The organism is Sphingomonas sp. IC081 (genome assembly GCF_006874585.1).
Lineage (GTDB): Bacteria > Pseudomonadota > Alphaproteobacteria > Sphingomonadales > Sphingomonadaceae > Novosphingobium.
Map to the genome: position 1 here is coordinate 1 of NZ_CP029763.1, position 24259 is coordinate 24259.

Below are 24259 nucleotides of genomic sequence, written 5' to 3' on the forward strand. Positions count from 1 at the left end.
ATAGCGACAGGTACGGTCTCTCGCAGTGCAGCGTGACAGCGGCGATAGCCGCCGACAAAACGGTCGTTCCGCCACCAAAAACCGAGATTTGTTAGCTGCCTTTGTTTCATGCGCGAATGCCGGCTTCCGAAAACGTCGAGAAGCCGGTGAGGGATCAAATTTCGGTCCGTTCGGACAGCGTGAGAGGATCATCGACATCTACGCCGAGGTATCTGATTGTATTCTCGATGTTGGTATGGCTGAGCAGGATTTGTACGGCGCGGAGATAGCCTGTGGCTTTGTAAATCAGCGAAGGCTTCGTTCTTCGCATCGAGTGCGTGCCACATTCCCGACTGTCGAGACCAATCGTTAACACCCATTTGTCGACGAGACGTGCATATTGCCTTGCGCTCGAGTGACCGAGACAATCGATCCTGCTTGGGAATACAAAATCACGGGTCGTTCCGCTACGCCGCTCAAGCCATGCGTTTAGGCTCTTGCGTGCCTTTCCCGAGTTTCATGCACTGTTCTCGGCTGTGCAGACGGAACCTAGCAGGTGAGAGCGTGGCGGTCACTTGCAATCCCGTGCGCGGTCATCGCAGGAGCTCATCCGGAAGGTCAGCAAAAAGCGCGGCGGTGCGACGGACATGCGCTCGCATTCGCTGTTCGGCGGCCTCACCGTCACCTTTCAGAATGGTGTTGAGGATGCCGATGTGATCTTCGCGCGAGTGGCGCCATATGGTCGGCGACATTAGCCTGAAGAATATCGAGCTCAGCTCGGGAAGCTGCATTTGTACCAGTACGCGCTCGATGACGGGGCTTTCCGCCGCGTCGACGACAAGTTGGTGCAGATGCTCGTTTGCCTCCATCAGGATAAGGCCGCTGTCGTCGACATTCCGCAGCGATTCCTCGTCAAGCGCGCGCTCTATTGATTCGAGGTGAGGCGAGGTGGCCGCACGCAGCGCCGCGCGGCGCGCCGCAAGACCTTCCAGAAGTTCGCGAACTTCGAAAACCTCGACCATCATCGCCTTCGAGGCTCGCGCCACGACAGCACCTTTGTTGCGCTCGATCGCAACCAGACCTTCAGCGGCCAGCAAGCGCAGCGCTTCGCGTACAGGCCCTCGGCCAAGGCCCGTGAGGCTGCTGAGCTCGCTTTCCACAAGGCGCTGGCCGGGCGCGAATCGTGCTTCGAGAATCGCACCGCGGATGAAAGCTGCAGCCCGGTGTGCCGGCGATTCTTCCTTGTCGAGCGAAGTCATGGTCGTTGAAATCATGCGCCAATTTTCTCCTAGCCACCCACAAATAAAAGTGGGTTGACGATTGTTTTGAAGATTGTTAGCAATCTCGTCAACAATAACGTTGGGATTTTATAGGACGTGGCTAACCAACCATCAATCGCCGAGCGCAGAACCAAGGTTTGGGAGCCTTATATCCGTGCGAAACTCGGGTTCCGAAACCATTGGTATCCCGTTCGCCTCGCGAGCGAAATCGCCGAAGGTACTCCCGTTCCCGTCAAGCTCCTGGGAGAGAAGATTCTGCTCAATCGCGTGGGCGGCAAGGTCTATGCGATCCAGGACAGGTGCCTGCATCGCGGTGTAACGCTTTCCGACCGGGTCGAGTGCTATTCCAAGAACACCATATCCTGCTGGTATCACGGCTGGACATATCGCTGGGACGATGGCCGCCTCGTCGATATCCTCACAAACCCCGGCAGTGTGCAGATCGGCCGGCGCGCTTTGAAGACGTTCCCGGTTGAAGAGGCCAAAGGTCTTATCTTCGTTTACGTAGGCGACGGCGAACCAACGCCGCTTATCGAAGATGTGCCGCCCGGCTTCCTTGATGAAAACCGCGCCATTCACGGCCAACATCGGCTCGTGGCCTCGAACTGGCGCTTGGGTGCGGAAAACGGCTTTGATGCGGGGCACGTCTTCATTCACAAGAATTCGATCCTGGTGAAGGGCAACGATATCATTCTGCCGCTTGGCTTTGCGCCTGGCGATCCCGACCAGCTTACGCGTTCCGAGGTTGCTGCGGGCAAGCCCAAAGGTGTTTACGATCTGCTTGGCGAGCATTCGGTGCCGGTTTTCGAAGGCATGATCGAAGGCAAACCTGCAATCCATGGCAACATTGGCAGCAAGCGCGTCGCCATCAGCATATCGATCTGGCTGCCGGGCGTACTCAAGGTCGAACCGTGGCCGGATCCCGAGCTCACGCAGTTCGAATGGTACGTGCCGGTCGATGAGACCAGCCACCTCTACTTCCAGACGCTGGGCAAAGTCGTGACGTCAAAGGAAGCGGCAGACTCCTTCGAGCGAGAATTCCACGAAAAATGGGTAGGCCTCGCGCTTAACGGCTTCAATGATGACGACATCATGGCACGTGAATCGATGGAGCCGTTCTACGCTGATGATCGCGGTTGGTCCGAAGAAATCCTGTTCGAGCCGGACCGCGCAATCATCGAGTGGCGGGGGCTTGCCAGTCAGCACAATCGCGGCATTCAGGAAGCACGTTGATGGGCACGACCGCCTCCTATCCAGTAAACCGGCTGATGCAGGAGCTCTTTACAAACCCCGGCAATGTCGAATTGTTCAGGGCGGACAGAGAGGCGCTATACGAGCGCTATGGTCTTTCGAGCGCACAACGCGCAGCGCTTGACGAGGGCGGATTTGGCGCTCTCACCGCAGTCGGTCTTCATCCGGTTTTGCAGATGCATCATTTCATGCTGACAAATCCGATGGCGCCAGACTTCGTCAGCGTTAAGGCGTACCGGAAAATGGTCGATCGCAATGGCTGAAATCGTTGGAGTATTCGCCACCTCGCATGTTCTATTCGGTTCGCCCGATGGAGATGCCCAGGCGCTTCGTGTCGTCGAGGGCATGAACGAGATCGGCAGGCGTGTTCGCCTCTTGCGGCCAGACCTGCTGATCGTCATCGGCTCGGACCATCTTTTCAACATCACGACGCGTCTTCAGCCGCCCTTCACGGTTGGTGTTTCGGATACGTTCACTCCGCTGGGCGATATGGACATTGAGCAGCGGCCTTTTGCCGGAAACCGGGCCTTCGCGGAATCGCTGTGCGCGCGAGCGGCCGATCGCTTCGACCTCGCGCAGGGCGAAGAGCTTCGCCCGGATCATGGCGTGATGGTGCCGTTAATGTTCATCGACCCCGATGGCAGGATTCCGGTCGTCCCAATCTACGTCAACGCCAACATGACGCCGCCGCCGACTGCAGCGCGCGCGGCACAGCTTGGTGATATCGTCGCCGAAGCAGTCGGGCTCGACCTGCCTTCGCATCTGCGCGTTGTCGTGGTTGCAACAGGCGGTCTCAGCCATTGGATCAACATCCCGGGACATGGTGAAGTCAACGCGGAGTTCGACCGCCGCGTTATCGCCGCGTTCCAATCGGGCGATATGCGCTGGCTCAGGGCTATCGATACTGAAACGTTGCTCAAAAACGCGGGTAACGGCGGTCTGGAAATCGTCAACTGGGTGATGGCAGCGGCCACCTTGCCGGGCCGGAGGGCTGAGAAAATCTATTACGAACCGATGCCTCAATGGATGACGGGGATGGGCGGAATAGCAATCGTTTAGGCGTTTGGCGGCGGGTTCGCGCGCCTCAAGGGAGACAAGAACATGGTTTTGGCTGCAACAGCCGGACGGTCGGTGACCGTTCGCGGCATGGAGACGTATTACCACGAGCAAGGCAGCGGCGATGTCGTGGTGCTGGTTCATGGCGGCGGCGCTGGTGCCGACAGTATGGGCAACTGGCGCGGCGTTATGCCGGTCCTGGCGGATCGCTATCGCGTGATTGCGGTCGACATGCTTGGATTTGGACGCACTGCGAAACCCGCCGATCCATTCGTTTTTTCACAAGCGGCGCGAACCGATCACCTTGCAGGCTTTCTCGATGCGCTCGGGCTTTCAAATGTCGCGCTTGTCGGCAATTCGATGGGTGGCGCATCGGCGCTCGGCGTCGCGGTCGAACGGCCGGGACTCGTTCGCAAACTCGTCCTGATGGGCAGCGCCGGTCTGGTGTCGAAAATCGATCCTGCGCTCGAACCCGTGCTTGGATATGATTTCACGCGCGAAGGCATGATCCGTCTCGTCCGTGCACTAACGACCGACAATTTCCAGATCGACGATGCGATGATCGACTACAGGTATGCACTGTCGGTAGATCCGGAAACGCGCCGCGCTTACAGCGCCACGATGCAGTGGATCCGCGACCAGGGCGGCCTCTACTACGAAGACGATTATATCCGGCGCATCACCGCGCCGACTCTCATCGTAAACGGCAAGCTCGACAAGGTTGTTCCGCTCGCCAACGCATACAAGTTCCTTGAGCTAATTGGTCCGAGCTGGGGCTACATCATGCCCGACTGCGGGCACTGGGCGATGATCGAACATCCGGTCGATTTCGCGCGCACGACGGCCGCATTCATCGAGGCTGCGCAGTGATTGGCGGAAACGTCGGCGTTCCGGCGAAGGAGGTGACGCAATGACCGCAAAGGTCCGCGTGATCTTCCGCGCAGCCGGCGGCTTCGAGCATCTGGTCGAAACCGAAGCGGGAGTATCGCTCATGGAAGCGGCCGTTCTGAACGGCGTGGACGGTATCGAAGCCGTTTGCGGGGGCGCCTGTGCCTGCGCCACGTGCCACGTTTACGTTGGCCCCGAGTGGCTAGATGCGCTGAAACCGCCGAGTGAGACCGAAGACGAAATGCTCGATTGCGTAGCGGAACGTGCGCCGCATTCGCGGCTGTCCTGCCAGATCCGCCTTACCGACCTGCTCGACGGCCTGACCCTGGAACTGCCGAAGGCACAGTCATGAAACACAAGAAGAACACCAAAATTGTCGAGGGGAGAGAGATCATGTGCAAGCTTCTTATGGGCTCCGCGCTTGCGGTATTGGCCAGCGCATCGGCTCCAGCGTTCGCGCAGCAAACGGACGGTGTTGAAGTCGATGCGTCCGAGCTGGAGATTATCACCGTTACGGCGCGGCGCGTCAGCGAAAATCTTCAGGATTCGCCCGTCGCCATCTCAGCGTTTGGCGAGAACGCCATTCGCGAGCGCGCGATCAACAATGTGTCGGACATCGGCAAGTTCACGCCGAGCCTCAGCTTCGATTCCGCAGCGGCAGCTTCGGGATCGAGCAACTCGGTCACTGTGTTTCTGCGCGGTATCGGGCAGACCGACTTCAATATGACGGTAGATCCTGGTGTCGGCATCTACCTCGATGGCGTCTACATCAGCCGCTCGGTTGGCGCGCTGCTCGAGACGCGCGACGTCGAGAGCATTCAGGTGTTGCGCGGTCCGCAGGGCACACTGTTTGGCAAGAACACCATTGGCGGCGCTGTTATCGTCACGTCACGGCGCCCGGACGAACAGCTTGGCGGTAACATTGAGGCCACGACCGGCTCGTACAACCGGATTGACGTCGGCGCACGGATCAACGTGCCGGTATCCGAAGATTTCCGTTTCTACGTCAGCGGCCTTGCGCTGACGCGCGACGGTTATGTCGAGCGACTTGTCGATGGACAGAAGAAGGGCAACCAGAACAGCTACTCAGGCCGTTTCGTCGCCGAGTGGGATGCAACGCCCGATTTCAACCTTCTCTTGTCCGCCGATTATACGCGTACGCGTGAGCGCGCTGTTGCAACAACGCTTCTCGATGTCAATGAGAACGCCATTTTCCCTCTGTTTCACAACGTTTTCCTGAATGCGCCGGGCTGTCTGCCGCCATCACCAACCTCCAATCCTAGCTGCTACAACGCGCAGTGGCTTACTGGCGACAAGGATAAAACCAACGAAAGCGGCCCAAACCGTTCGGTGTCGGACGTGTGGGGCGTATCGCTGAATGCTTCGTGGGATGCGGGACCGGTGACCATCAAGTCGATCACCGCCTACCGTGAGCTCGATAGTGCGTTTGCGGTCGATATCGACCAGTCGCCGCTTGCCATACAGCGGACCGAAAACGACTACACGCAAAATCAGTTTAGCCAAGAATTCCAGCTTCAGGGCGACGGGTTCGGCGAAAAACTGAACTATACGCTTGGCCTATATTACCACCACGAAGGCGGCACCGATATCAACTCGCTGTTCACTGCGCCGACCGATTTCCGGAGCGGCGGTAGCGTCAAGAACGACAGTTATGCGGCCTTTGCTCAGTTCATCTTTCATGCGACTGACAATCTCAATCTGACGCTTGGCGGCCGCTATACAAGTGAGGACAAGCGGTTTTCGCCCGACCAAGAGGTGCTGCGCGTACATCCGGCTGCGCAGGCGCCGCTGCCACCGGGCTTCCCGACGCCGTTCTTCCTGACGAACCCGGTGACCAGCATGGCCGCCGGTTCACCACAGCCGCTGCGGGTGGGGGATATCGTCATGCCTGCAGTGCAGCGTACGACGTCGGCGAACGAGTTCACGCCGTCAGTGACGCTCGACTACAAGTTTACGCCCGACATGCTTGGGTATTTCACCTTCTCGCGTGGCTTCAAAAGCGGCGGCTTTACGCAGCGCGTGTTCCCGCCCGAGCCGGAAGCACCTGCGTTCGAGCCAGAATTTGCGCGTGTGCTCGAAATCGGCGTGAAGGTTGAGCTGTTCAACCGCCACCTGCGGTTGAACAGCGCCCTATTCGACACGAAGTACAGCGACCTGCAGATCATTGTGAATGACGGGTTTGCACCGAAGGTGCGCAACGCCGGAAAAGCGCGAATCCGTGGCTTTGAATCGGAAGCCCAACTGGTTGTGACGGACGCTTTCCGGCTGACCGGAGCGGTCAGTTATCTTGACGCCGAGTACCGCGAAGTGGATGCCCGCGCGGCGCCGGTGACGGTGGACAGTGCGCTGGCCAATACGCCAAAATGGACAGCAAATGCTGGGATTACAGTTGAGCCTTACGATGGTGAGGCAGGGCGCGTGGTGCTGCAGGGCGACTGGTCGTATCGAAGTGCGACGTACAAGGACGCGATCAACACACCTTCGCTGAAACAGGACGGCTACAGCGTCTTCAACATGTCGGCGACGTTCGATGCTGCCCAAGGCTGGTCGGTGACGGGTGGAATCACCAACCTGACCGACAAGCGCTACATTATCTCGGGATACTCGGACCTCAATTTCATCGGATCGACGTATGGGGTCTATTCGCGGCCGCGCGAATGGTACTTGAAGCTTGGGTATTCGTTCTAGGGCTTCAGGTGATCGGACGGTGACACCGAGAGCAAGCCGGCAACGCCGTGCCGCTCACCGCGATCTTCTGGCTCCTATGCTCGCTGGTCATGCTCGCCGCCGCCTTCCGCCCCAAGCCGCGACCGAAGCATTTGCTTCTAAGGCTTTTGGTCGTCAGCCTGGTGACCTGCCCGATAGACTTCCACTCGGTACATCGCGGAGGTGCGGCTTCCTGATCACTGCCGGCTCTTTAGCTTCGATAACCGATGCCTGGCGGCGCCATCCGCCGCCAAACCGGACGTTCACAGCCTGAATTGCGCCCGTCGAAACTTGCCATACATTCAGGCGCTGGTTGAGTAGCGCGAATGGCAAAAATGGGGAGATACCGTTGAAAAAGTCGCCTTCTCGGCGAAGCGGAGGGTACGGATCGAAACGGCTGAGCAGAGTCGCCTGACCTCATGTCATCGCCATCTGCCTGGCGATGCTGATCTTGGCGAGCTTGCGCAGGTTCTGGGCGGCAGCGGCGAGGTGGAACTCATCCTGGGCACCATTGGGTCCGCGTAATCGCAGCCGGTCGAGCCGCATGATGCGCTTCAGGTGGGCAAACAGCATCTCGACCTTCTTGCGCTCGCGGCGTGAGGCGATCCATTCATCTTCCTGCGACAGGGCCCGAGCGAGATCGCGAGCGCCCTCGTGGATGGAGCGGGTCACCTTGCGAGCCGGCAGGATGGGTGTGCATTGTGGCTTGAGCGCGCAGTTGCTGCAGTCCTGCTGCCGCGCTCGGTAGCGGATGAAGCCGTCCTGGTCGGCCTCCGGTCGCGGCGAGGTGAAATTGCGGTTACGCGGTCGCAGACGCTTGCCGGCCGGGCAGATATAGCTGTCATCCTTGTGATCGAAGGTGAAGTCGCTGCGCTCGAAAGCGCCATCGCTCCTGGCGGACTTGTCGAAGACGGGCACATGCGGCTCGATGCCACGCTCGTGGACGAGCCAGGCGAGCATGCCCGCAGAGCCATAGCCGGTGTCGCCGATCAGCTTGCGGGGCCATAGACCATGGCAATCGGCTGCCCGCTCGATCATCCGTTTGGCGGCGGTCACCTCGGCCTGGCGCACCGCCGTGCTCGCCTCGACATCAACGATCACCGCATTGTCGACGTCGATCAGGTAGTTGGTGGCGTAGCAGAAGTCGGCGCGGTTGCCGTGCGCCTGGGTATAGCGGGCCGCAGGATCGACAGGCGAAACGCGTTTGGGATCAACCGGCGTTGCGCCGCCGAAAACGGCATCGTCGAGTACGGCGAGATACTCCTCGACGGCACGCCCTGCCCGAACAGCGCCAAGCCCCTGCGTTCCCTCGACATAGGTCTGCCGGTTGGCCTCGGCGCGGATCAGGCTGGCATCGACAGCGAAGCCGTCGCCGCCGACCAGTCCTTCCTCAATGCAGCGCCGCACGGTGGCTTCAAACAACTGGCGGAACAGATCACTCTCACGGAAGCGCCCATGCCGGTTCTTCGAGAAGGTCGAGTGATCCGGCACGTCGCCGTCGAGACCCAGGCGGCAGAACCAGCGGTAAGCTAGGTTGAGGTGCACCTCTTCGCACAGGCGGCGCTCCGACCTGATGCCGAAGCAGTACCCCACGATCAGCATCCGCAGCATCAGCTCAGGGTCGATCGAAGGGCGACCAATCGCGCTGTAAAAGCCGCGCAGGTGCTCGCGCATCCCCGACAGGTCCACGAACCGGTCGATTGCCCGTAGCAGATGATCTGCCGGAACGTGTCGATCCAGACTGAATTCGTAGAACAAGGCCTCCTGCGCCACTCGGCGCTCGCCCATCATCGCTTGGCGTCCTTCAGCATGCTGATGCTGAATCAGACCGTCACCCCGACTGCAAGACCGACTTTTTCAACGGCATCGGGACAAATCTGCCGTTCATTGCAGCTCCCCTCTATGCCGGCTTCCGGTGCATGACCTGCCACTGGTTAGCGAAGCGCCCGCGCGCGCTATGCTGATGTGTTGACCTCGCCGCCCTGATCGGGCCTGTTCGCGAGATGCAAGAAGCTCCTCGACTATTCATCTCTTACTCCCACGATGACCAAGCACACAAAGATTGGGTGCTGATGCTTGCCACCCGGCTCGTTGCGAACGGTGTCGACGTTCTACTCGATCAATGGGACATGCGCCTGGGCTCCGACCTGTCCGCCGTCAGCACCAATGGCGCAGATTTGAGGTTGTGATTTAAGGAGGGTTTGGGTCTCGTCGTAGTGACGAAGGAACGAAGATGAGACCCAAACCCTCAAGCGCCAAAAAGCCTGCGGAGCAGGTGGTGAAGGACATCCGGCGGGCGGCCCGGCGGCACTTCTCGGCGGAAGACAAGATCCGGATCGTGCTCGATGGCCTGCGCGGCGAGGACAGCATTGCCGAGCTTTGCCGCAAGGAAGGCATCGCGCAGAGCCTGTATTACACATGGTCGAAAGAGTTCATGGAAGCTGGCAAGCGCCGCCTGGCCGGCGACACCGCGCGTGCCGCGACCACCGACGAGGTGAAGGATCTGCGCCGCGAGTCCAGTGCCCTGAAGGAATGCGTCGCCGATCTGACGCTTGAGAACCGGCTGCTCAAAAAAAGCATGATCGCGGATGGGGGCGACGACGAATGAGGTATCCCGGATCGGAGAAGCTCGAGATCATCAGGATCGTCGAACAGTCGCACCTGCCGGCCAAGCGCACGCTGGACCAGCTCGGCATCCCCCGCCGGACGTTTTATCGCTGGTATGACCGCTACCTCGGAGGCGGACCGGAGGCGTTGGAAGATCGGCCATCGGCGCCGAGCCGGGTGTGGAACCGCATCCCGGCGGGCATCCACGACCAGATCATCGAGCTGGCGCTGGAACAGTCCGAGCTGAGCCCTCGGGAGCTGGCCGTGCGCTTCACCGACGAGCAGCGCTACTTCGTGTCCGAAGCCACGGTTTACCGCCTTTTGAAGGCCCACGACCTGATCACCAGCCCGGCTTATGTCGTGATCAAGGCCGCCGATCAGTTCCACACCAAAACCACCCGGCCGAACGAGATGTGGCAGACTGATTTTACCTACTTCAAGATCATCGGCTGGGGCTGGATGTATCTGTCGACCGTGCTCGACGACTTCTCGCGCTATATCATCGCCTGGAAACTGTGCACCAATATGCGCGCCGAGGACGTCACCGACACGCTCGACCTCGCGCTCAAGGCCTCGGGCTGCGACAGCGCCACCGTGCTGCACAAGCCCAGGCTGCTCAGCGATAATGGCCCCAGCTACATCGCGAGCGAACTGGCTGAATATATCGAGGCCCAGAACATGAGCCATGTGCGCGGTGCTCCGCTGCACCCACAAACGCAGGGCAAGATCGAGCGCTGGCACCAGACCCTGAAAAACCGCATCCTGCTGGAGAACTACTTCCTGCCAGGTGATCTCGAGGCTCAGATCGAGGCCTTTGTCGAGCACTATAATCACCAGCGCTACCACGAGAGCCTGAACAACGTGACGCCCGCCGACGCCTACTTCGGCAGGGCCGCAGCCATCATCAAACAGCGTGAAAGGATCAAGCGGCAGACCATCGAGCATCGGCGCTTGCAACACCGCAAGCTCGCCGCGTAACATCAACCCCCAGACGAGGCCCGCACTCCGCTAATTTACGCCGCAATCCGTGCCGAATGTTCTGACGACGGACAGAATGCATCGCAGGTACAGCGGGCGCCTGGCATTTTAAGGTTCACGATCAGAAAATCACCCATCGCCCGAAGGGACGTTTCGGGTGCAATAGCGGGCATGCGGTCATGGAGGCCTGCGTTTCAGGTCTCGGTGACTGTCAGCTTCCCGATTTCTACGTCATGCCTTTTCTACAGCACGGTATGGTAGAGCTGTTGCTGGAATATGCTCAGCCCGATGACGAACCGATCTGGGCTGTTTATCCACAGCGCCGACATCTTTTGCCGAAGGTTCAGCAGGTAGTCGATTGCCTTGTTCAGGAACTCGGTCCTGCGATGAATAGCCGAAAGTGACAGCAAGATGCTTGGGGATGGGCGCCTTGCTAACTGCGATTAATCACTGCCGCATGTAACCTGTGATCAACTTAACGAACTCAGTGTCACATGCCCAGCTTTACTTTGAACTAAGCATAGGGGAGTTAATGAAGTGCCGGATTGCACCCCAATGTTCCTGCCGGTTAGAATATACACTTTCTGTCCCCGATAGAAATGACATCCTTTTGAGGACAGCAGGGTTGCGTGGAACCTTCGGGATAGCGCAATGCAGACCCTGCTGATGGCGTGACGTTTGAGTTGGCGCCGTCGAGCCGGCGTCCATTGATCTTCGCGGGAGCATCCGGCATCGGATAGCCTGGGGCGCGCGGGCTGATCCTGGCGGGCAGGGGCATAGGTGTTCCGCTGCCGGTGATGCGGCGCATTCGCCTGGATCTGCTTTGCCGCCCACCTACAATGAATCGATGCCGACGACAGTTTCAGCCCGCAGAAAGTCCGACACCTGCGTACCGAATTCGGCGGGGCGCTCCACATTGGCGAGATGCGCTGTGTTCAGCATGGCGAGCCGGCAGCGGGGGATCGTGGCGGCCAATGCTTCGCTATGCGGTGGCGGCGTGGCTGGATCTTGGCTACCACCAATGATGAGGGTTTCATTCCGGATCAGCGCGATAGTGGAACGCATGTCCATGTCCCGTATGGCGGCGCAACAGCCAGCATAGCCCTGGCTATCGGTCGATTGGAGCATCGCGACTATCGGCGCGATGGCGTCGGGTGAGCTTGCCACGAAGTCGGCGGTGAACCATCGCTCAAGCGACGCCGAGGTGAGGGGCGCCATGCCGCTTTCGCGCACCAGGGCGATCCGGGCGTCCCATGCCGAAGGCGGCCCCATGAAACTTGAGGTGTTGGCCAGAACCAGCCGGCGGACCCGATGTCCTTCGCGGATGCCCAGCCATTGGCCGGTCATGCCGCCAAGCGAAAGGCCGCAAAAATCAATCGTTTCTATCTCCAGCTGGTCGAGAAGTTCGATGACGTCTCGACCCAGCCGATCGAGCGAATAGCCGCCGACGGGCGCATCCGACGCGCCGTGGCCGCGCTGATCATAGCGCAGCATTCTGAAATGGGCGCTCCAGGCGGCAAGCTGCGGTTCCCACATCTGCATGTCAGTGCCCAGGGAGTTGGACAGCAGCAGGATCGGGGCACCTTCTTTACCATCGAACCGATAGGCGATGCGGCAGCCGTCTCCCGTAATAATGAACTGCTTTTCCATCGCCTTCGCCCTATCAATTCCGTTCGTGCTTAACCGCCCCTCCCCACAGATGGGGAAGGGCGGCTTTTGTTAAGGTCGCTTGTCAGACGGCCAAGCGGCTGCGAGCGGAGAAGCTTTCATCCGTTGCCTCAGCAGACTTCTGCAACTGGAAGTCGAACGCGATATGGACGGTGTCGCCCTGACGGTTCGGGACTGGCAGCAGACCTTCGCGGGTGCCGAACGCAAAGTCGTCGGCTGCGAACGGATCGTCACCGAAATTGATCTGCGTCGTCAGCGTGCGATAGCCCGGCGCTTCTACGAAGAAATGCACGTGGGCAGGACGGTTGCCGTGACGGCCGACGGCTTTCATCAGCTGATCGGTCGCGCCGCCGGGGGGCACGCTGTAGCCATTGGGCATCTTCGAATGGAAGGAATAGCGCCCGTCCTTGCCGAGCTTGATCCGGCGGCGGTTATTGAACGGCGTCTGCTCGCGCGTGGGGTCGAAATGCGAATACCAACCCATCGAATTGGCGTGCCAGACATGCAGAATGGCATCGGTGACGGGCTCACCATTCGGGCCGGTGACGGTGCCGGACATGTACAGCGTGCCGGTATCGTCCGCGTCGTCGGAAAGGTTGACGTCACCTTCGACCAGCGGCGCGCCCGCGACATAGAGCGGCCCTTCAATGGTGCGCGGCGTGCCGCCCGACAGCCCGGCTTCCGCGTCCTTGGCATCCATGTAGAGGTCAAGGAAATGTTCCAGGCCAACGCCCGGCACGATCAGGCCGAATTCACCGGCGCCCTTCTGGAAAAAGTCTATCGCTTTCCAGAATTCGCTTTCGTTGATGTCATGCTTGACGATGACCGTCATCACCGCTTCGACGAGGTCGCGGGTAATGGCCTTGAGCCGACGGTCGCCGCCCTCCACATCGACGCCGCTGGCGCGGTCGAGAAGAGTTTGGACGGGTTGAGTCTTCACAAAATCAGTATTCATCTGATCTCTCCTGGGAATATGATTCTTAGCGATCGTCTTCATGAATCGACGAAGGATGTCGGCACAGCGGCGCCACGCGGATATCCATGAACGGAAACAGAGGCAAAGTCATCAGCAGATCGTGAAGTTCTGCATTGCTTTCGACATCGAAGATACTGACATTGGCATATTGCCCGGCAACGCGCCAGATGTGCCGCCACTTACCGGCACGCTGAAGCTCCTGAGAAAGCGCCTTTTCAGCCGCCTTCAGTTCGTCAAGCCGCGCCGGATCGTAATCCAGCGGAATATTGACATCCATTTCAACCTTGAAAAGCATTTCAACCAGCCTTTGCTGTAGGAATCGATATGGTGGCGCGGGACGCGTCGCGCCGCAGGAACGACAAGCGATCATCGTCCAGCTCCACGCCAAGGCCCGGCCCCTTGGGCACGGCCAGCGAGAAGTCCGAATAATCCAACGGCTCTTGCAGAATTTCCTCCGTCAGCAGCAAGGGGCCGAAAAGCTCCGTGCCAAAGGACAGTTGCGGGAAGGTTGCGAAGACATGGGCAGACGCGATCGTGCCGATGCCCGCTTCCAGCATGGTGCCGCCATAGAGCGCGATCCCGGCCGCGTCGGCGATCGCCTGCACCTGCTTTGCGGCGAAAAGACCGCCCGACTGCTCGATCTTCACGGCAAAGACATCGGCGGCTGCCTGGTTGGCATGATCATAAGCGGTCGTAGGGCCTTGCAGCCCTTCATCGGCCATGATCGGAATCGCCGACCGCGCGGCCAGGCGTGCCATGCCGGCGAGATTATGCCGGATAAGCGGCTGTTCAACCAGGTCGCAGCCGACTTCCGCCAGCATCGCAACGCCGGTGCGTGCCGTGGTTTCATCCCACGCCATGTTGACATCCACGCGAACGCTGGCGCGGTCGCCAAGCGCTTTCTTGATGGCGCCGACATGGGCGACATCGTCCGCCACGGGCCGCTTGCCGATCTTCAGCTTGAAGGCATTGTGCCGTCCGCTGGCGATCATCTGCTCGGCTTCTTCGATATCCTTGCCGGTGTCGCCGCTGGCGAGGGTCCAGAGGACGGGCAGGCGATCGCGGACGCGGCCGCCGAGCAGTTCGCTGACCGGCAGGCCCGCACGCTTGCCCTGCGCGTCGAGCAGCGCGGTTTCGACGGCGCATTTGGCGAAATTATTGCCGACGACATGCTTGGCGATTTGCGCCATCGCGATGGCCGGCCGGGTGGGATCGCAGGCCTGCAATATCGGGGCGATATAGGCGTCGATGTTCGTCTTTATGCTTTCGGGGCTTTCAGGGCCGTAAGCCAAGCCGCCGATCGTCGTTGCCTCGCCCGTGCCGACGATGCCGTCGGAACAGTGGACGCGCACGATGCAAAGCGTCTGCCTGTGCATCGTCGCCATTGCCAGCACGTGCGGCCGGATAGTGGGTACGTCGACGATGAACGTGTCGACGCGATCAATTGTCACCATTGTCGGGTACCTTTCCATGAATGAAATAGCGGGTTGAACGGGATTCCAGAAAGACTTAGTCCGCATCCTATGATACCGGAGTAGTATAGTATGGAACTGCGCCACCTTCGATCGTTCATGGCCGTCGCGGCCGAGCAGAATTTCACCCGAGCCGCAGACCGCCTTGGTATCGCGCAGCCGCCGCTGAGCCGGCATATCAAGGAACTGGAGCAGGACCTGGGCGTGGCGCTGTTCGACCGGGGTAGCCGGCCGGTGCGCCTGACCGAGGCGGGCCGCATCCTGCATCAACAGGCAGCGCAGATATTGGCGAGCATCGACCAGATCCCCAAGACCATGCAGCAATATGCGTCCGCGCAGCAGCCGCGCTTCGTCATGGGCGTGGTGGGATCCATCATGCACGGCGCGCTGGCCGAGATGGTGCGGCGGTTCCGCGCCCATGCGGCGGACACGGACGTCGAGCTGGTGGAGATGACGACGATCCAGCAGGTCGCGGCGCTGAAGGCGGGCCGGATCGACGCCGGCCTTGGCCGCGTGCGCGTGGACGACCCGGCGATCCGCCGCGAGATATTGTTCCAGGAACCGCTGGTGGCGGCGCTTTCGCCCACCGACTTGCCGGCGCAGCCGGACACCGAGGTCAGCCTGGAGGCGCTGGCCGCCGGCACGCTGATCATCTACCCCAGCCAGCCGCGCCCCAGCTATGCCGACCAGCTGCTGACGATCATGCGCGACCATGGATGCAACCCCCGCCGGATCATCGAAGTGCGCGAAGTGCAGACCGCGCTGGGCCTGGTCGCCGCCCAGTCGGGCCGCGCCATCGTCCCGGCGTCGATGCAGAACATCCAGCGCGCGGACATATGCTATGTGCCGATAGCCGAGCGGCCAACATCGCCGATCATATTGAGCCAGCGCCACGCCGATACGACCGACCGCGCGGTGCTGATCCGGGATATCGGCCATGCGATCTTCAGGGAGATCGAGGCCGAGACGGCGCGATCCTGAGGATCAGGCCGGGCGCAGCAGCCCGGCGGTACGTCGCAGCGCCGGCAGCAGGCGCGCCTGCACATCGTCCATCGACACGCGCGCCGCCGACATGCCGACGTTCAGCGCCGCCATCACCCTGCCCCGGTCGATCACCGGAACCGCGATGGAGCGTAGCCCCAGTTCCAGTTCCTGATCGACCAGCGCGTAACCGTCCGCCGCCGCCCGCCTGATCGTCACCAGCAACCGGGGAATGTCGACGATGGTATGCGGCGTCAGCGCGCGCACCTGCGTCCGGGCGAAATAGGCGTCCTGCTCTTCATGCGATCGCCCGGCCAACAGCACCCGGCCCATGGAGGTGGGATAGAGTGGCAGGGTACTGCCGACCTTCAGCCCCACCGCCATGATGCGGGACGCTTCGGACCGCGCCACATAGCAGAGGGCGTCATCCTCCATCACGCCCAACGAACAGGATTCCCCCAGTTCATCGCGCAGCGAATCGAGCAGCGGCTGGGCGCGCACGGCAAAGGCGGTCAGCGAGAGGTAGGGATGGCCGAGCGCCGTCGTCTTGCGCCGCACCGAATAGCCGCGCAGATCATGGCCGACATAGCCAAGCTGATGCAGGGTATAGAGGCACCGCCGCACCGCCGCGCGGCTGAACCCCAGCGCCCGGCTGGCTTCGGCGATGGACACCGGCCGTTCACGTTGCGCCACATATTGCAGCACGGCGAGGCCACGGGCGAGTGAGGCCATATATTCGGGATCACCCGGCCTTTCGATGTCGCGCGGCGCTTCCACGGCAGCTCCAAAAATAACCGATTATCGGACAGGACGCCGATTATCGGTTGACTCAGGCGCGCGCAACCTCTGTTTCGCGCGGGAGCATCCGCACGGAGTTGAAGAGCGTGATTGACAAGAGCATGAGTTCCGCCGCGGCGGCCGTGGCCGACATTCGGGACGGCGCATCGGTAATGATCGGCGGCTTTGGCACGGCAGGCATGCCCGACGAACTGATCGACGCGCTGATCGCGCGCGGCGTCGGCAACCTGACCATCATCAACAACAATGCCGGCAATGGCGAAACCGGCGTCGCCGCGCTGATCAAGGCCGGGCGCGTGCGCAAGATCATCTGTTCCTTCCCGCGCCAGTCGGATTCGCACCATTTCGACGCGCGCTACCGCGCTGGCGAAATCGAGCTGGAACTGGTGCCGCAGGGCAATCTGGCCGCGCGCATCCAGGCCGCCGGCGCCGGGCTGGGCGCGATCTTCACGCCGACCGGATACGGCACGTTGCTGGCAGAGGGCAAGGAAACCCGCGAGATCGACGGCAAGCAATATGTGCTGGAACATCCCATCCAGGCCGATTTCGCGCTGATCAAGGCGCATCGCGGCGACCGCTGGGGCAACCTGACCTACCGCAAGACCGCCCGCAATTTCGGCCCGATCATGGCGATGGCGGCGAAGTGCACGATCGCGCAGGTGGCGCAGATCGTACCGCTGGGCGGCATCGACCCGGAAATCGTCGTGACACCGGGCATCTTCGTCCAGCGCGTGGTCGAAATCGCGCCCGCCAACGCCACAGCTTCGGCCTGATCAGGAGCCTGCACCCCATGCAACGTCTGAACCGTGAACAAATGGCCGCCCGCGTGGCGAAGGACATTCCTGAAGGCGCCTATGTCAATCTGGGCATCGGCCTGCCCACGATGGTCGCCAATTACCTGCCCACCGACAAGGACATCTTCCTTCAGAGCGAAAATGGCCTGCTGGGCATGGGCCCCGCCCCGGCGAAGGGCGAAGAGGATTGGGAACTGATCAACGCGGGCAAGCAGGCGGTGACGCTGCTGACCGGCGGCTGCTTTTTCCACCATGCCGACAGTTTCGCGATGATGCGCGGCGGCCATCTGGACATCTGCGTGCTGGGTGCCTTCCAGGTGTCGGTGAATGGCGACCTGGCGAACTGGCACACGGGTGAACCGGGCGCGATCCCGGCCGTGGGCGGCGCGATGGACCTGGCGATCGGCGCCAAGCAGACCTTCGTCATGATGGAATTGCTGACCAAGCAGGGCCAGAGCAAGCTGGTCGAAAGCTGCACTTACCCGCTGACGGGCCTCGCCTGTGTGTCGCGCGTCTATACCGACCTCGCCGTGTTCGAAGTCGGCGCGGCGGGCGCGAGCGTGGTGGAAATGGTGGACGGCCTGTCGCTGGATGAATTGCAGGGGCTGGCCGGCGTGCCGCTGCGCGCGGCTGAGGGAGCGCGTAACTGATGGCCGAAGCCTTTATCTGCGACGCCGTCCGCACGCCGATCGGCCGTTATGGCGGCATATTGGCCGGCATCCGGGCGGATGATCTGGGCGCGCTGCCGATGAAGGCGCTGATCGAGCGCAATCCGGGGCTGGACCCGGCGGTGATCGACGAGGTCTTCTACGGCTGCGCCAACCAGTCGGGCGAGGATAATCGCAACGTCGCGCGGATGAGCCTGTTGCTGGCGGGCCTGCCGCATGGGGTGGCGGGCGTGACGCTGAACCGGCTGTGCGCGTCCGGGCTGGAATCGGTGGGCGCCGCCGCGCGCGCGATCCGCACGGGCGAGATGGGCGTCGCTATCGCCGGCGGCGTGGAAAACATGACCCGCGCGCCCTTCGTGGTGGGCAAGGCGGGCAGCGCCTATGGCCGCGCCCAGCAGATGGAAGACACGACCATGGGCTGGCGCTTCGTCAACCCGGCGCTCGACGCGCTCTATGGCACCGAAACGATGCCGCGCACGGCGGAAAATGTGGCGCACGACCATGGCATCAGCCGCAAGGATCAGGACGCTTTCGCGCTGCGCAGCCAGCAGCGCGCCGTCGCCGCGCAACAGAACGGCTTTTTCGACGAAGAGATCATCACCGTCGTCACGCCCGGTCGCAAGCGGGGCGAGACGGTGGAGGTCCGCACCGACGAGCATCCCCGCGCCGACACGACGATCGAGGGGCTGGGCAAGTTGAAGCCGCTGTTCGGGCCCGAGGGCACCGTCACCGCCGGCAACGCGTCGGGCATCAATGATGGCGCGGCGGCGATGATCATCGCCAGCGAGGCGGCGGCCAAGGCCCATGGCCTGACGCCCCGCGCGCGCATCCTGGGCATGGCGTCGGCCGGCGTCGAACCCCGCGTGATGGGTATCGGCCCCATCCCCGCCACGCAAAAGCTGATGGCGCATCTGGGCCTGACGATCGGCGATTTCGACGCAGTCGAACTGAACGAAGCCTTTGCCAGCCAGTCGCTGGCGGTCGTGCGGCAGCTGGGCCTGGCCGACGATGCGGACCATGTGAACCCCAATGGCGGCGCCATCGCGCTGGGCCATCCGCTGGGCATGTCAGGCGCACGGTTGGCGATGACGCTGGTGCATCAGCTGGAAAAGAGCGGCGGCAGGCGCGGACTGGCGACGCTGTGCATCGGCGTCGGCATGGGGCTGGCGTTGGCGGTCGAGCGGGTCTGACGTGCGCCCCGCCCCTCGCTTGTCCCATCGAAAGGCATAGGCTATTGTCCACAGTGAGGACTTATCCTTATGACCCAGCGAGGGCCGAGGCGTCAGGCATGTCTGAACTTCAAATGATGGCCGGTTCACCAGGCAAGAGCTGGCGCCTGTTTGAGTCTTCGGACGTCGATGAAACGCGCGAGAAGATTTCGCGCGTGCTGCAACCGCATCGGCTGGCGCCCCTCAATCGGGGCAAGCATCAGGGGTCGATGAACTATGTCTCGCTCGGCAGCATCGGGATCGGGACGATTCGCTTCGGCGAAATGGCGATCGATCTGGACGAGGTCGAAGGCTATCATCTGTTCATCTTCTGCCTGTCCGGCAAGGCGGAACTCAACATCCATCGCGAAACCATGGACGCAAGCGGCACGCAGGGCGTCTATGTCGCGCCGGGCACCCCCCTGCGCGGGCGGTTCAGCCATGATTGCGAACAGCTGGTCCTGCGCGTCGACAAGCGGGCGCTGACCGCGGCCAATGAAGGCAACCTGCCGCATTTCCGCACCCGCATCGACATGAAGGCGCCCCTGTCCTCGCCTTGGGCCAGTATCCTCAATTCCCTGATCGGCGACGACAGCGCCATCGGCATGGTGCAGGGCGACGAACGCATCGCCCGCAATTATGAGCGGTTGCTGCTGAGCCTGCTGCTGGCGGGCGAGCAGGACGGCGCGCCGGCCCGCGCCAGCATCGCGCCGGCGGCGGTGCGCAAGGCCGAAGCCTTTATGCGGGAACATTTCGCATTGCCCATCACCCTGGGAGATATCGCCACGGCGGCCGGCGTGCCGGCGCGAACGCTGCTGGACAATTTCCGCAAGTTTCGCGACGAAAGCCCAATGAAGGCGCTGCGGCGATATCGGATGGACCATGCGCGGATGTTGCTGGAAACGGGCGAATGCAGCAGCGTCACCGATGCGGCGCTGGCGTCCGGGGTGTCGCATCTGGGCCGGTTCTCGCGCGATTTCCGGGAGCAATTCGGCCGGTTGCCGTCCGAGATCCAGATGAGCGACGCCTTCGCCTGCATCGGCGACAGCTGAAGATCCCGCGACCGACGCGCCTTTGAAAGGGACGACATATTTCGCGGCTAGGCTGACGGAGGTCCTTTGCAGGCCTATCCGAAAATATCTGCCATAATTGGATAATGCGCCCCAGAGGCTCGCGCTTGGCGGATAGCGGCGAAAAAGCCCAGGGCGTAGCGTCGGGATCATAAATTCACTGATGCGAGTCTGCTATCATGATCACTGAGAAAACGGCGCCATTCGAGGCTGACGGGTTTTTCGCCGAAGCCGACGGCTCACGCGTGCCCTATGCTGTCTTCAGTTCCCAGGAAATCTACGATCTGGAGCAGGAGCGCATCTATCGCGGCCCGACCTGGAACTTCCTGGGCCTGGAAGCGGAAATCCCCCATCCGGGTGACTACAAGAGCACCTTCGTAGGCGACACGCCCGTCGTGATGACGCGCACCGAAGAAGGCGGCCTGGCCGCATGGGTCAACCGCTGCGCGCATCGCGGCGCCATGGTCTGCCGCACGCTGCGCGGCAATGCGACGTCGCACAACTGCGTCTACCACCAGTGGAGCTTCGACACCAAGGGCAACCTGCTGGGCGTGCCGTTCCGCCGCGGTCAGAAGGGCCAGGCGGGCATGCCCAAGGATTTCAATCCCAAGGAACATAATCTGCGCCAGCTGCGCGTCGACAGCTATTGCGGTCTGGTCTTCGCGACCTTCAGCGAAGAGGTCGAGCCGCTGGACGAATATATCGGCGAAACGATGGGCGGCTACATCAAGCGCGTCTTCCACAAGCCGGTGGAATATCTGGGCTGCACCCGTCAATATTCGAAGTCCAACTGGAAACTTTACATGGAAAATGTGAAGGATCCGTACCACGCCAGCCTGCTGCACCTGTTCCACACCACCTTCAACATCTTCCGCGTGGGCATGAAGGCTCACTGCGTGACCGACGATAGCCATGGGCTGCACAGCATCATCATGGCGATCAAGGAAGGCCAGGACGAAACCGCCGGCGGCGACTACAAGGAACAGAATATCCGTTCCTACGACGAAGGCTTCCACCTGGAAGACGACAGCATTCTGGCGCTGGTCGAGGAATATGACATCGTCGCGACCAACCACATCCAGCCGATCTTTCCGCAGCTGGTCGTGCAGCAGATCCACAACACGCTGGTCGCGCGCCAGCTGTTGCCCAAGGGTCCGAACAATTTCGAGCTGATCTTCCACTTCTTCGGCTATGCCGACGATACGCCGGAACTGCGCAACCTGCGCATCAAGCAGGCCAATCTGGTCGGCCCGGCCGGCTACATCTCGATGGAAGATACCGAAGCGACCGAACTGGTCCAACAGGGCACCGTTCGCGACGGCCGGGAGACGTCGGTCATCGAAATGGCCAAGCATGAACCCGATCAGAGCAACACGCTGATCACCGAAAAGCTGATCCGCTCCTTCTGGCGCGGTTATCGCAAGCTGATGAAATTCGACCAATCTTCGGCTCAGGGGGCCTGAACATATGTCACACGCATTGCGCGCGGAACTGATGGCGTTGCAGGATGAGTATATCTCGACGCTCGACACCGACCGGCTGGAAGACTGGCCGACCATGTTCGTGGAAGATTGCTTCTACGAAATCATCCCCAAGGAAAATGTCGACCAGGGCCTGCCCGCGCCGATCATCTATTGCGACAGCAAGAAGATGCTGCGGGATCGCGTCGTCTCCCTGCGCCACGCCAACATCTATGCGGCGGTCATCTACCGGCATTTCGTGTCGGGCCTGACCTTTGCCGAACAGCCCGACGGCAGCATCGAAATGCAGTCGAGCTATCTGGTGATCAACACCAGCCAGCTGGGTGAATCGGTCGTCTACCAGACGGGTCGCTACAATGATGTGGTGGTGCGCGAAGACGGCCGGCTGCGCTTCAAGAAGAAGCAGTGCGTTTACGACACTTCACGTGTACAGACCCTGCTCGCGCTGCCGATCTGAGGAAAAGGATTAAATGACCAACTGGATTGACGTCGCCTCCGTCGAAGATGTGCTGGAGGACGAACCCTTTGCCGCCAATGCCAACGGCACGCCGCTGGCCCTGTTCCGTGTCGAGGACGAGTTCTTCGCGCTCTACGACCTGTGCTCGCATGGCGCGGCCAAGCTGTCGGAAGGGTTCATCGAGGATGGCTGCGTCGAATGCCCGTTACATCAGGGGCTGGTCTGCATCACCACCGGCGAACCCAAGTCGGCGCCGATCACCGAGGCCGTGCGCACTTTCCCTGTGCGCAGGAATGGAGACCGGATCGAGGTGGAACTTTAGAGCGGTTTTCGATCTGATTGCATCAGATCGCTGCTCTAAGTCTTTTGTTTACCGCGATTTCTTAACCAACGATCGATTCCGATCGCTTCGAAATCGCTCTAAGTGATCGGATGGGATGCGATGACCCTATCAACCCAATGTTTCGTGATCGTGGGCGGTGGCCAGGCGGGGGCATGGATCGCGCGCACGCTGCGGGCCGAGGGTTATGACGGCCGCATCCTGCTGATCGCGAAAGAAATCCACCTTCCCTACGAGCGGCCGCCGCTGTCCAAGGACATATTGAGCGGCAAGACGGAAATCGCTTCCGCCGCTCTGCTGACCGCCGACAGCGTCGCCACCCACCAGATCGAGGTGTGGACCGGCACCGTCGCGACGGAGATCGACCGGGATGCGCGGATCGTCCGCTGCGCCGACGGGCGATCGGTCACCTATGACCATCTGTTCCTGACCACCGGATCGCGGGTGCGCACCCTGCCCTTCACGCAAAAAGGCGAAGGGCCGAAGCGCGTGCATGTGCTGCGCGACCTGGACGATGCGCAGGGGTTGCGCACGGCCATGAAATCGTCGCGCCGCATCGGCGTGATCGGCGGCGGCTGGATCGGGCTGGAGGTGGCCGCCACGGCGCGCCAGATGGGCCTGGACGTCATCGTGTTGGAAGCCGCGCCGCGCCTTTGCGGCCGTTCGCTGCCCGAAGAGATTTCCGCCTATCTCGCGCTGATGCATAAGGACCATGGCACCGACGTCCGCACCGGCGCCGCGGTCGAAAAGGTGACGGCCACCGCCGATGGCGTGCAGGTCGATGTCGCCGGCGAAGCGCTGCATTTCGACCATGTCGTCATCGGCATCGGCATCGTGCCGGAAACCGACCTTGCCGCCGCCGCCGGCCTTGCGGTCGACAATGGGATATTGGTCGACGAATGCGGCCGCACACTGGACCCGCACATTTCGGCTGCGGGCGACGTCACCAGCCATCCCAACGCCTTCATGGGCGGGCATGTGCGGATGGAATCCTGGGCCAATGCGCAGAATCAGGCGATCGTGGCGGCCAAGGCGGCGATCGGCGCGGAAGCGGTGCATGCCGACATCCCCTGGGTCTGGTCCGACCAATATGACGCCAACTTCCAAATCATCGGCATGCCCGAGCGCGCCGCCACGCTGCACAAGCGCGGCAACGAGGCCGACGGCAAATGTTGCTGGCTGGCGGTCGACGCCGCCGGCAAGGCGATCGGCGCGGTATCGCTCAACATGCCGCGCGAACTGCGCCTCGTCCGCAAGGCGCTGGAACAGGACAAGACACCTGACCTCGACCAGTGGCAGTCGGACAAGATCCGGATTACCGAAGTCGCGCTGCTGCCGGCCTGAAGATGGGCTGCATTTCGAGAATAGCTTGGGCCTGGCTGCCAACGGCGGTCGGGCTCATCGCGTTGCGGGACGACCGATGGACCAAGTAACGACGCCTTTCCGGACGCGATCTGACAACTTTAATGTCTTCACCGACGATTAGGCGGCATCTCAGCATTCAGCCAATTGGCGGGGGTGATGGCGGCCGGGAAAGGTCCCGTGCAAATTGCATGGCCTGCTGGATGCGCGGTTGAAAG

Annotated in this window: 25 protein-coding genes and 1 pseudogene; 18 read left to right on the top strand and 8 right to left on the bottom strand. The window is 61.5% G+C overall.

Features of this window, described 5'->3' with window-relative positions; translation table 11 throughout:
* Positions 1-154: 154 nt before the first annotated feature.
* Positions 155-484 (bottom strand): annotated as a pseudogene (locus tag DM450_RS22615) (tyrosine-type recombinase/integrase); the annotation flags it as partial.
* An 88-nt stretch (positions 485-572) separates the two neighbouring features.
* On the bottom strand, positions 573-1253 hold the full coding sequence (locus DM450_RS22620) for a GntR family transcriptional regulator (protein ID WP_011607953.1): 681 nt from the start codon (positions 1251-1253) through the stop codon (positions 573-575).
* 102 nt (positions 1254-1355) lie between these two features.
* On the opposite strand from DM450_RS22620, the gene DM450_RS22625 reads away from it, so the two are divergent.
* Genes DM450_RS22625 through DM450_RS22650 form a run of 6 tightly spaced genes read left to right on the top strand, consistent with a single transcriptional unit; the run spans position 1356 to position 7163 of the window.
* Positions 1356-2492: a Rieske 2Fe-2S domain-containing protein gene (locus DM450_RS22625; protein ID WP_011607952.1), complete on the top strand. Its 1137-nt coding sequence runs from the start codon at positions 1356-1358 to the stop codon at positions 2490-2492.
* Positions 2492-2773, top strand: coding sequence for a subunit of meta cleavage enzyme (locus tag DM450_RS22630; protein WP_010335604.1), 282 nt, complete (start codon positions 2492-2494; stop codon positions 2771-2773). The genes DM450_RS22625 and DM450_RS22630 overlap by 1 nt, the downstream gene beginning before the upstream one ends.
* Positions 2766-3569, top strand: coding sequence for a subunit of meta cleavage enzyme (locus tag DM450_RS22635; RefSeq protein WP_011607951.1), 804 nt, complete (start codon positions 2766-2768; stop codon positions 3567-3569). Before DM450_RS22630 ends, DM450_RS22635 begins: the two co-directional genes overlap by 8 nt.
* A 42-nt stretch (positions 3570-3611) precedes the next feature.
* A complete protein-coding gene (locus tag DM450_RS22640) occupies positions 3612-4436 on the top strand; it encodes an alpha/beta fold hydrolase (protein ID WP_010335601.1) in 825 nt (274 codons plus the stop codon).
* A 40-nt stretch (positions 4437-4476) separates the two neighbouring features.
* On the top strand, positions 4477-4806 hold the full coding sequence (locus DM450_RS22645) for a 2Fe-2S iron-sulfur cluster-binding protein (protein ID WP_010335600.1): 330 nt from the start codon (positions 4477-4479) through the stop codon (positions 4804-4806).
* On the top strand, positions 4803-7163 hold the full coding sequence (locus DM450_RS22650) for a TonB-dependent receptor (RefSeq protein ID WP_142639540.1): 2361 nt from the start codon (positions 4803-4805) through the stop codon (positions 7161-7163). Before DM450_RS22645 ends, DM450_RS22650 begins: the two co-directional genes overlap by 4 nt.
* Before the next feature lie 435 nt (positions 7164-7598).
* Here the strand turns inward: DM450_RS22650 and DM450_RS22655 are convergent, their stop codons facing one another.
* Positions 7599-8972 carry an IS1182-like element ISShsp2 family transposase gene (locus DM450_RS22655; RefSeq protein ID WP_011607949.1) on the bottom strand — a complete coding sequence of 458 codons (1374 nt, stop codon included), beginning with the start codon at positions 8970-8972 and terminating at the stop codon, positions 7599-7601.
* Between the two features lie 212 nt (positions 8973-9184).
* Between DM450_RS22655 and DM450_RS22660 the strand changes: the two genes are divergently transcribed.
* The 3 genes from DM450_RS22660 to DM450_RS22675 all read left to right on the top strand — a co-directional run bounded on the left by DM450_RS22660 (position 9185) and on the right by DM450_RS22675 (position 11170).
* The gene (locus tag DM450_RS22660; protein WP_142639542.1) at positions 9185-9370 is read left to right on the top strand and encodes a toll/interleukin-1 receptor domain-containing protein; all 186 of its coding nucleotides are present in this window, start codon (positions 9185-9187) and stop codon (positions 9368-9370) included.
* Between the two features lie 44 nt (positions 9371-9414).
* A protein-coding gene (locus tag DM450_RS22670) for an IS3-like element ISSsp2 family transposase (protein ID WP_076611857.1) occupies positions 9415-10766 on the top strand; the annotation gives its coding sequence in 2 pieces (ribosomal slippage) (positions 9415-9751 and positions 9751-10766; 1353 coding nt in all).
* 80 nt (positions 10767-10846) lie between these two features.
* Complete coding sequence (locus DM450_RS22675; protein WP_084691069.1) at positions 10847-11170, top strand: LysR substrate-binding domain-containing protein; 324 nt, start codon at positions 10847-10849, stop codon at positions 11168-11170.
* Positions 11171-11600: 430 nt separating this feature from the next.
* Here the strand turns inward: DM450_RS22675 and pcaD are convergent, their stop codons facing one another.
* The 4 genes from pcaD to DM450_RS22695 all read right to left on the bottom strand — a co-directional run bounded on the left by pcaD (position 11601) and on the right by DM450_RS22695 (position 14864).
* Positions 11601-12416: a 3-oxoadipate enol-lactonase gene (pcaD, locus tag DM450_RS22680; protein ID WP_011607945.1), complete on the bottom strand. Its 816-nt coding sequence runs from the start codon at positions 12414-12416 to the stop codon at positions 11601-11603.
* An 82-nt stretch (positions 12417-12498) separates the two neighbouring features.
* Complete coding sequence (locus DM450_RS22685; protein WP_011607944.1) at positions 12499-13389, bottom strand: dioxygenase; 891 nt, start codon at positions 13387-13389, stop codon at positions 12499-12501.
* Between the two features lie 25 nt (positions 13390-13414).
* Positions 13415-13705 (bottom strand): muconolactone Delta-isomerase, encoded by a 291-nt coding sequence (gene catC / locus DM450_RS22690; RefSeq protein WP_032073059.1) that lies wholly within the window; start codon positions 13703-13705, stop codon positions 13415-13417.
* 1 nt (position 13706) lies between these two features.
* The gene (locus tag DM450_RS22695; RefSeq protein WP_032073060.1) at positions 13707-14864 is read right to left on the bottom strand and encodes a muconate cycloisomerase family protein; all 1158 of its coding nucleotides are present in this window, start codon (positions 14862-14864) and stop codon (positions 13707-13709) included.
* 90 nt (positions 14865-14954) lie between these two features.
* Between DM450_RS22695 and DM450_RS22700 the strand changes: the two genes are divergently transcribed.
* Positions 14955-15863 (top strand): LysR family transcriptional regulator, encoded by a 909-nt coding sequence (locus DM450_RS22700; protein WP_011607941.1) that lies wholly within the window; start codon positions 14955-14957, stop codon positions 15861-15863.
* 3 nt (positions 15864-15866) lie between these two features.
* Here DM450_RS22700 and DM450_RS22705 read toward each other — a convergent pair whose 3' ends face one another.
* On the bottom strand, positions 15867-16640 hold the full coding sequence (locus DM450_RS22705; protein WP_011607940.1) for an IclR family transcriptional regulator C-terminal domain-containing protein: 774 nt from the start codon (positions 16638-16640) through the stop codon (positions 15867-15869).
* 107 nt (positions 16641-16747) lie between these two features.
* On the opposite strand from DM450_RS22705, the gene DM450_RS22710 reads away from it, so the two are divergent.
* From DM450_RS22710 to DM450_RS22745, 8 genes are all read left to right on the top strand, one after another.
* Positions 16748-17434 carry a 3-oxoacid CoA-transferase subunit A gene (locus DM450_RS22710; protein WP_011607939.1) on the top strand — a complete coding sequence of 229 codons (687 nt, stop codon included), beginning with the start codon at positions 16748-16750 and terminating at the stop codon, positions 17432-17434.
* Positions 17435-17451: 17 nt separating this feature from the next.
* Complete coding sequence (locus tag DM450_RS22715) at positions 17452-18105, top strand: 3-oxoacid CoA-transferase subunit B (RefSeq protein WP_011607938.1); 654 nt, start codon at positions 17452-17454, stop codon at positions 18103-18105.
* Entirely contained in the window at positions 18105-19313 is a 1209-nt protein-coding gene (gene pcaF, locus DM450_RS22720; protein WP_011607937.1) for a 3-oxoadipyl-CoA thiolase, read from the top strand. Before DM450_RS22715 ends, pcaF begins: the two co-directional genes overlap by 1 nt.
* A 113-nt stretch (positions 19314-19426) precedes the next feature.
* Positions 19427-20383: a helix-turn-helix domain-containing protein gene (locus DM450_RS22725; protein ID WP_010335331.1), complete on the top strand. Its 957-nt coding sequence runs from the start codon at positions 19427-19429 to the stop codon at positions 20381-20383.
* 197 nt (positions 20384-20580) lie between these two features.
* Positions 20581-21864, top strand: coding sequence for an anthranilate 1,2-dioxygenase large subunit AndAc (gene andAc / locus DM450_RS22730; protein ID WP_010335332.1), 1284 nt, complete (start codon positions 20581-20583; stop codon positions 21862-21864).
* A gap of 4 nt (positions 21865-21868) precedes the next feature.
* Positions 21869-22339 (top strand): anthranilate 1,2-dioxygenase small subunit AndAd, encoded by a 471-nt coding sequence (andAd, locus tag DM450_RS22735; protein ID WP_011607936.1) that lies wholly within the window; start codon positions 21869-21871, stop codon positions 22337-22339.
* A gap of 13 nt (positions 22340-22352) precedes the next feature.
* Positions 22353-22661 carry an anthranilate 1,2-dioxygenase ferredoxin subunit AndAb gene (gene andAb / locus DM450_RS22740; protein ID WP_010335334.1) on the top strand — a complete coding sequence of 103 codons (309 nt, stop codon included), beginning with the start codon at positions 22353-22355 and terminating at the stop codon, positions 22659-22661.
* 120 nt (positions 22662-22781) lie between these two features.
* Positions 22782-24023, top strand: a complete 1242-nt coding sequence (locus DM450_RS22745; RefSeq protein WP_010335335.1) for an NAD(P)/FAD-dependent oxidoreductase — start codon at positions 22782-22784, stop codon at positions 24021-24023.
* Positions 24024-24259 lie beyond the last annotated feature (236 nt).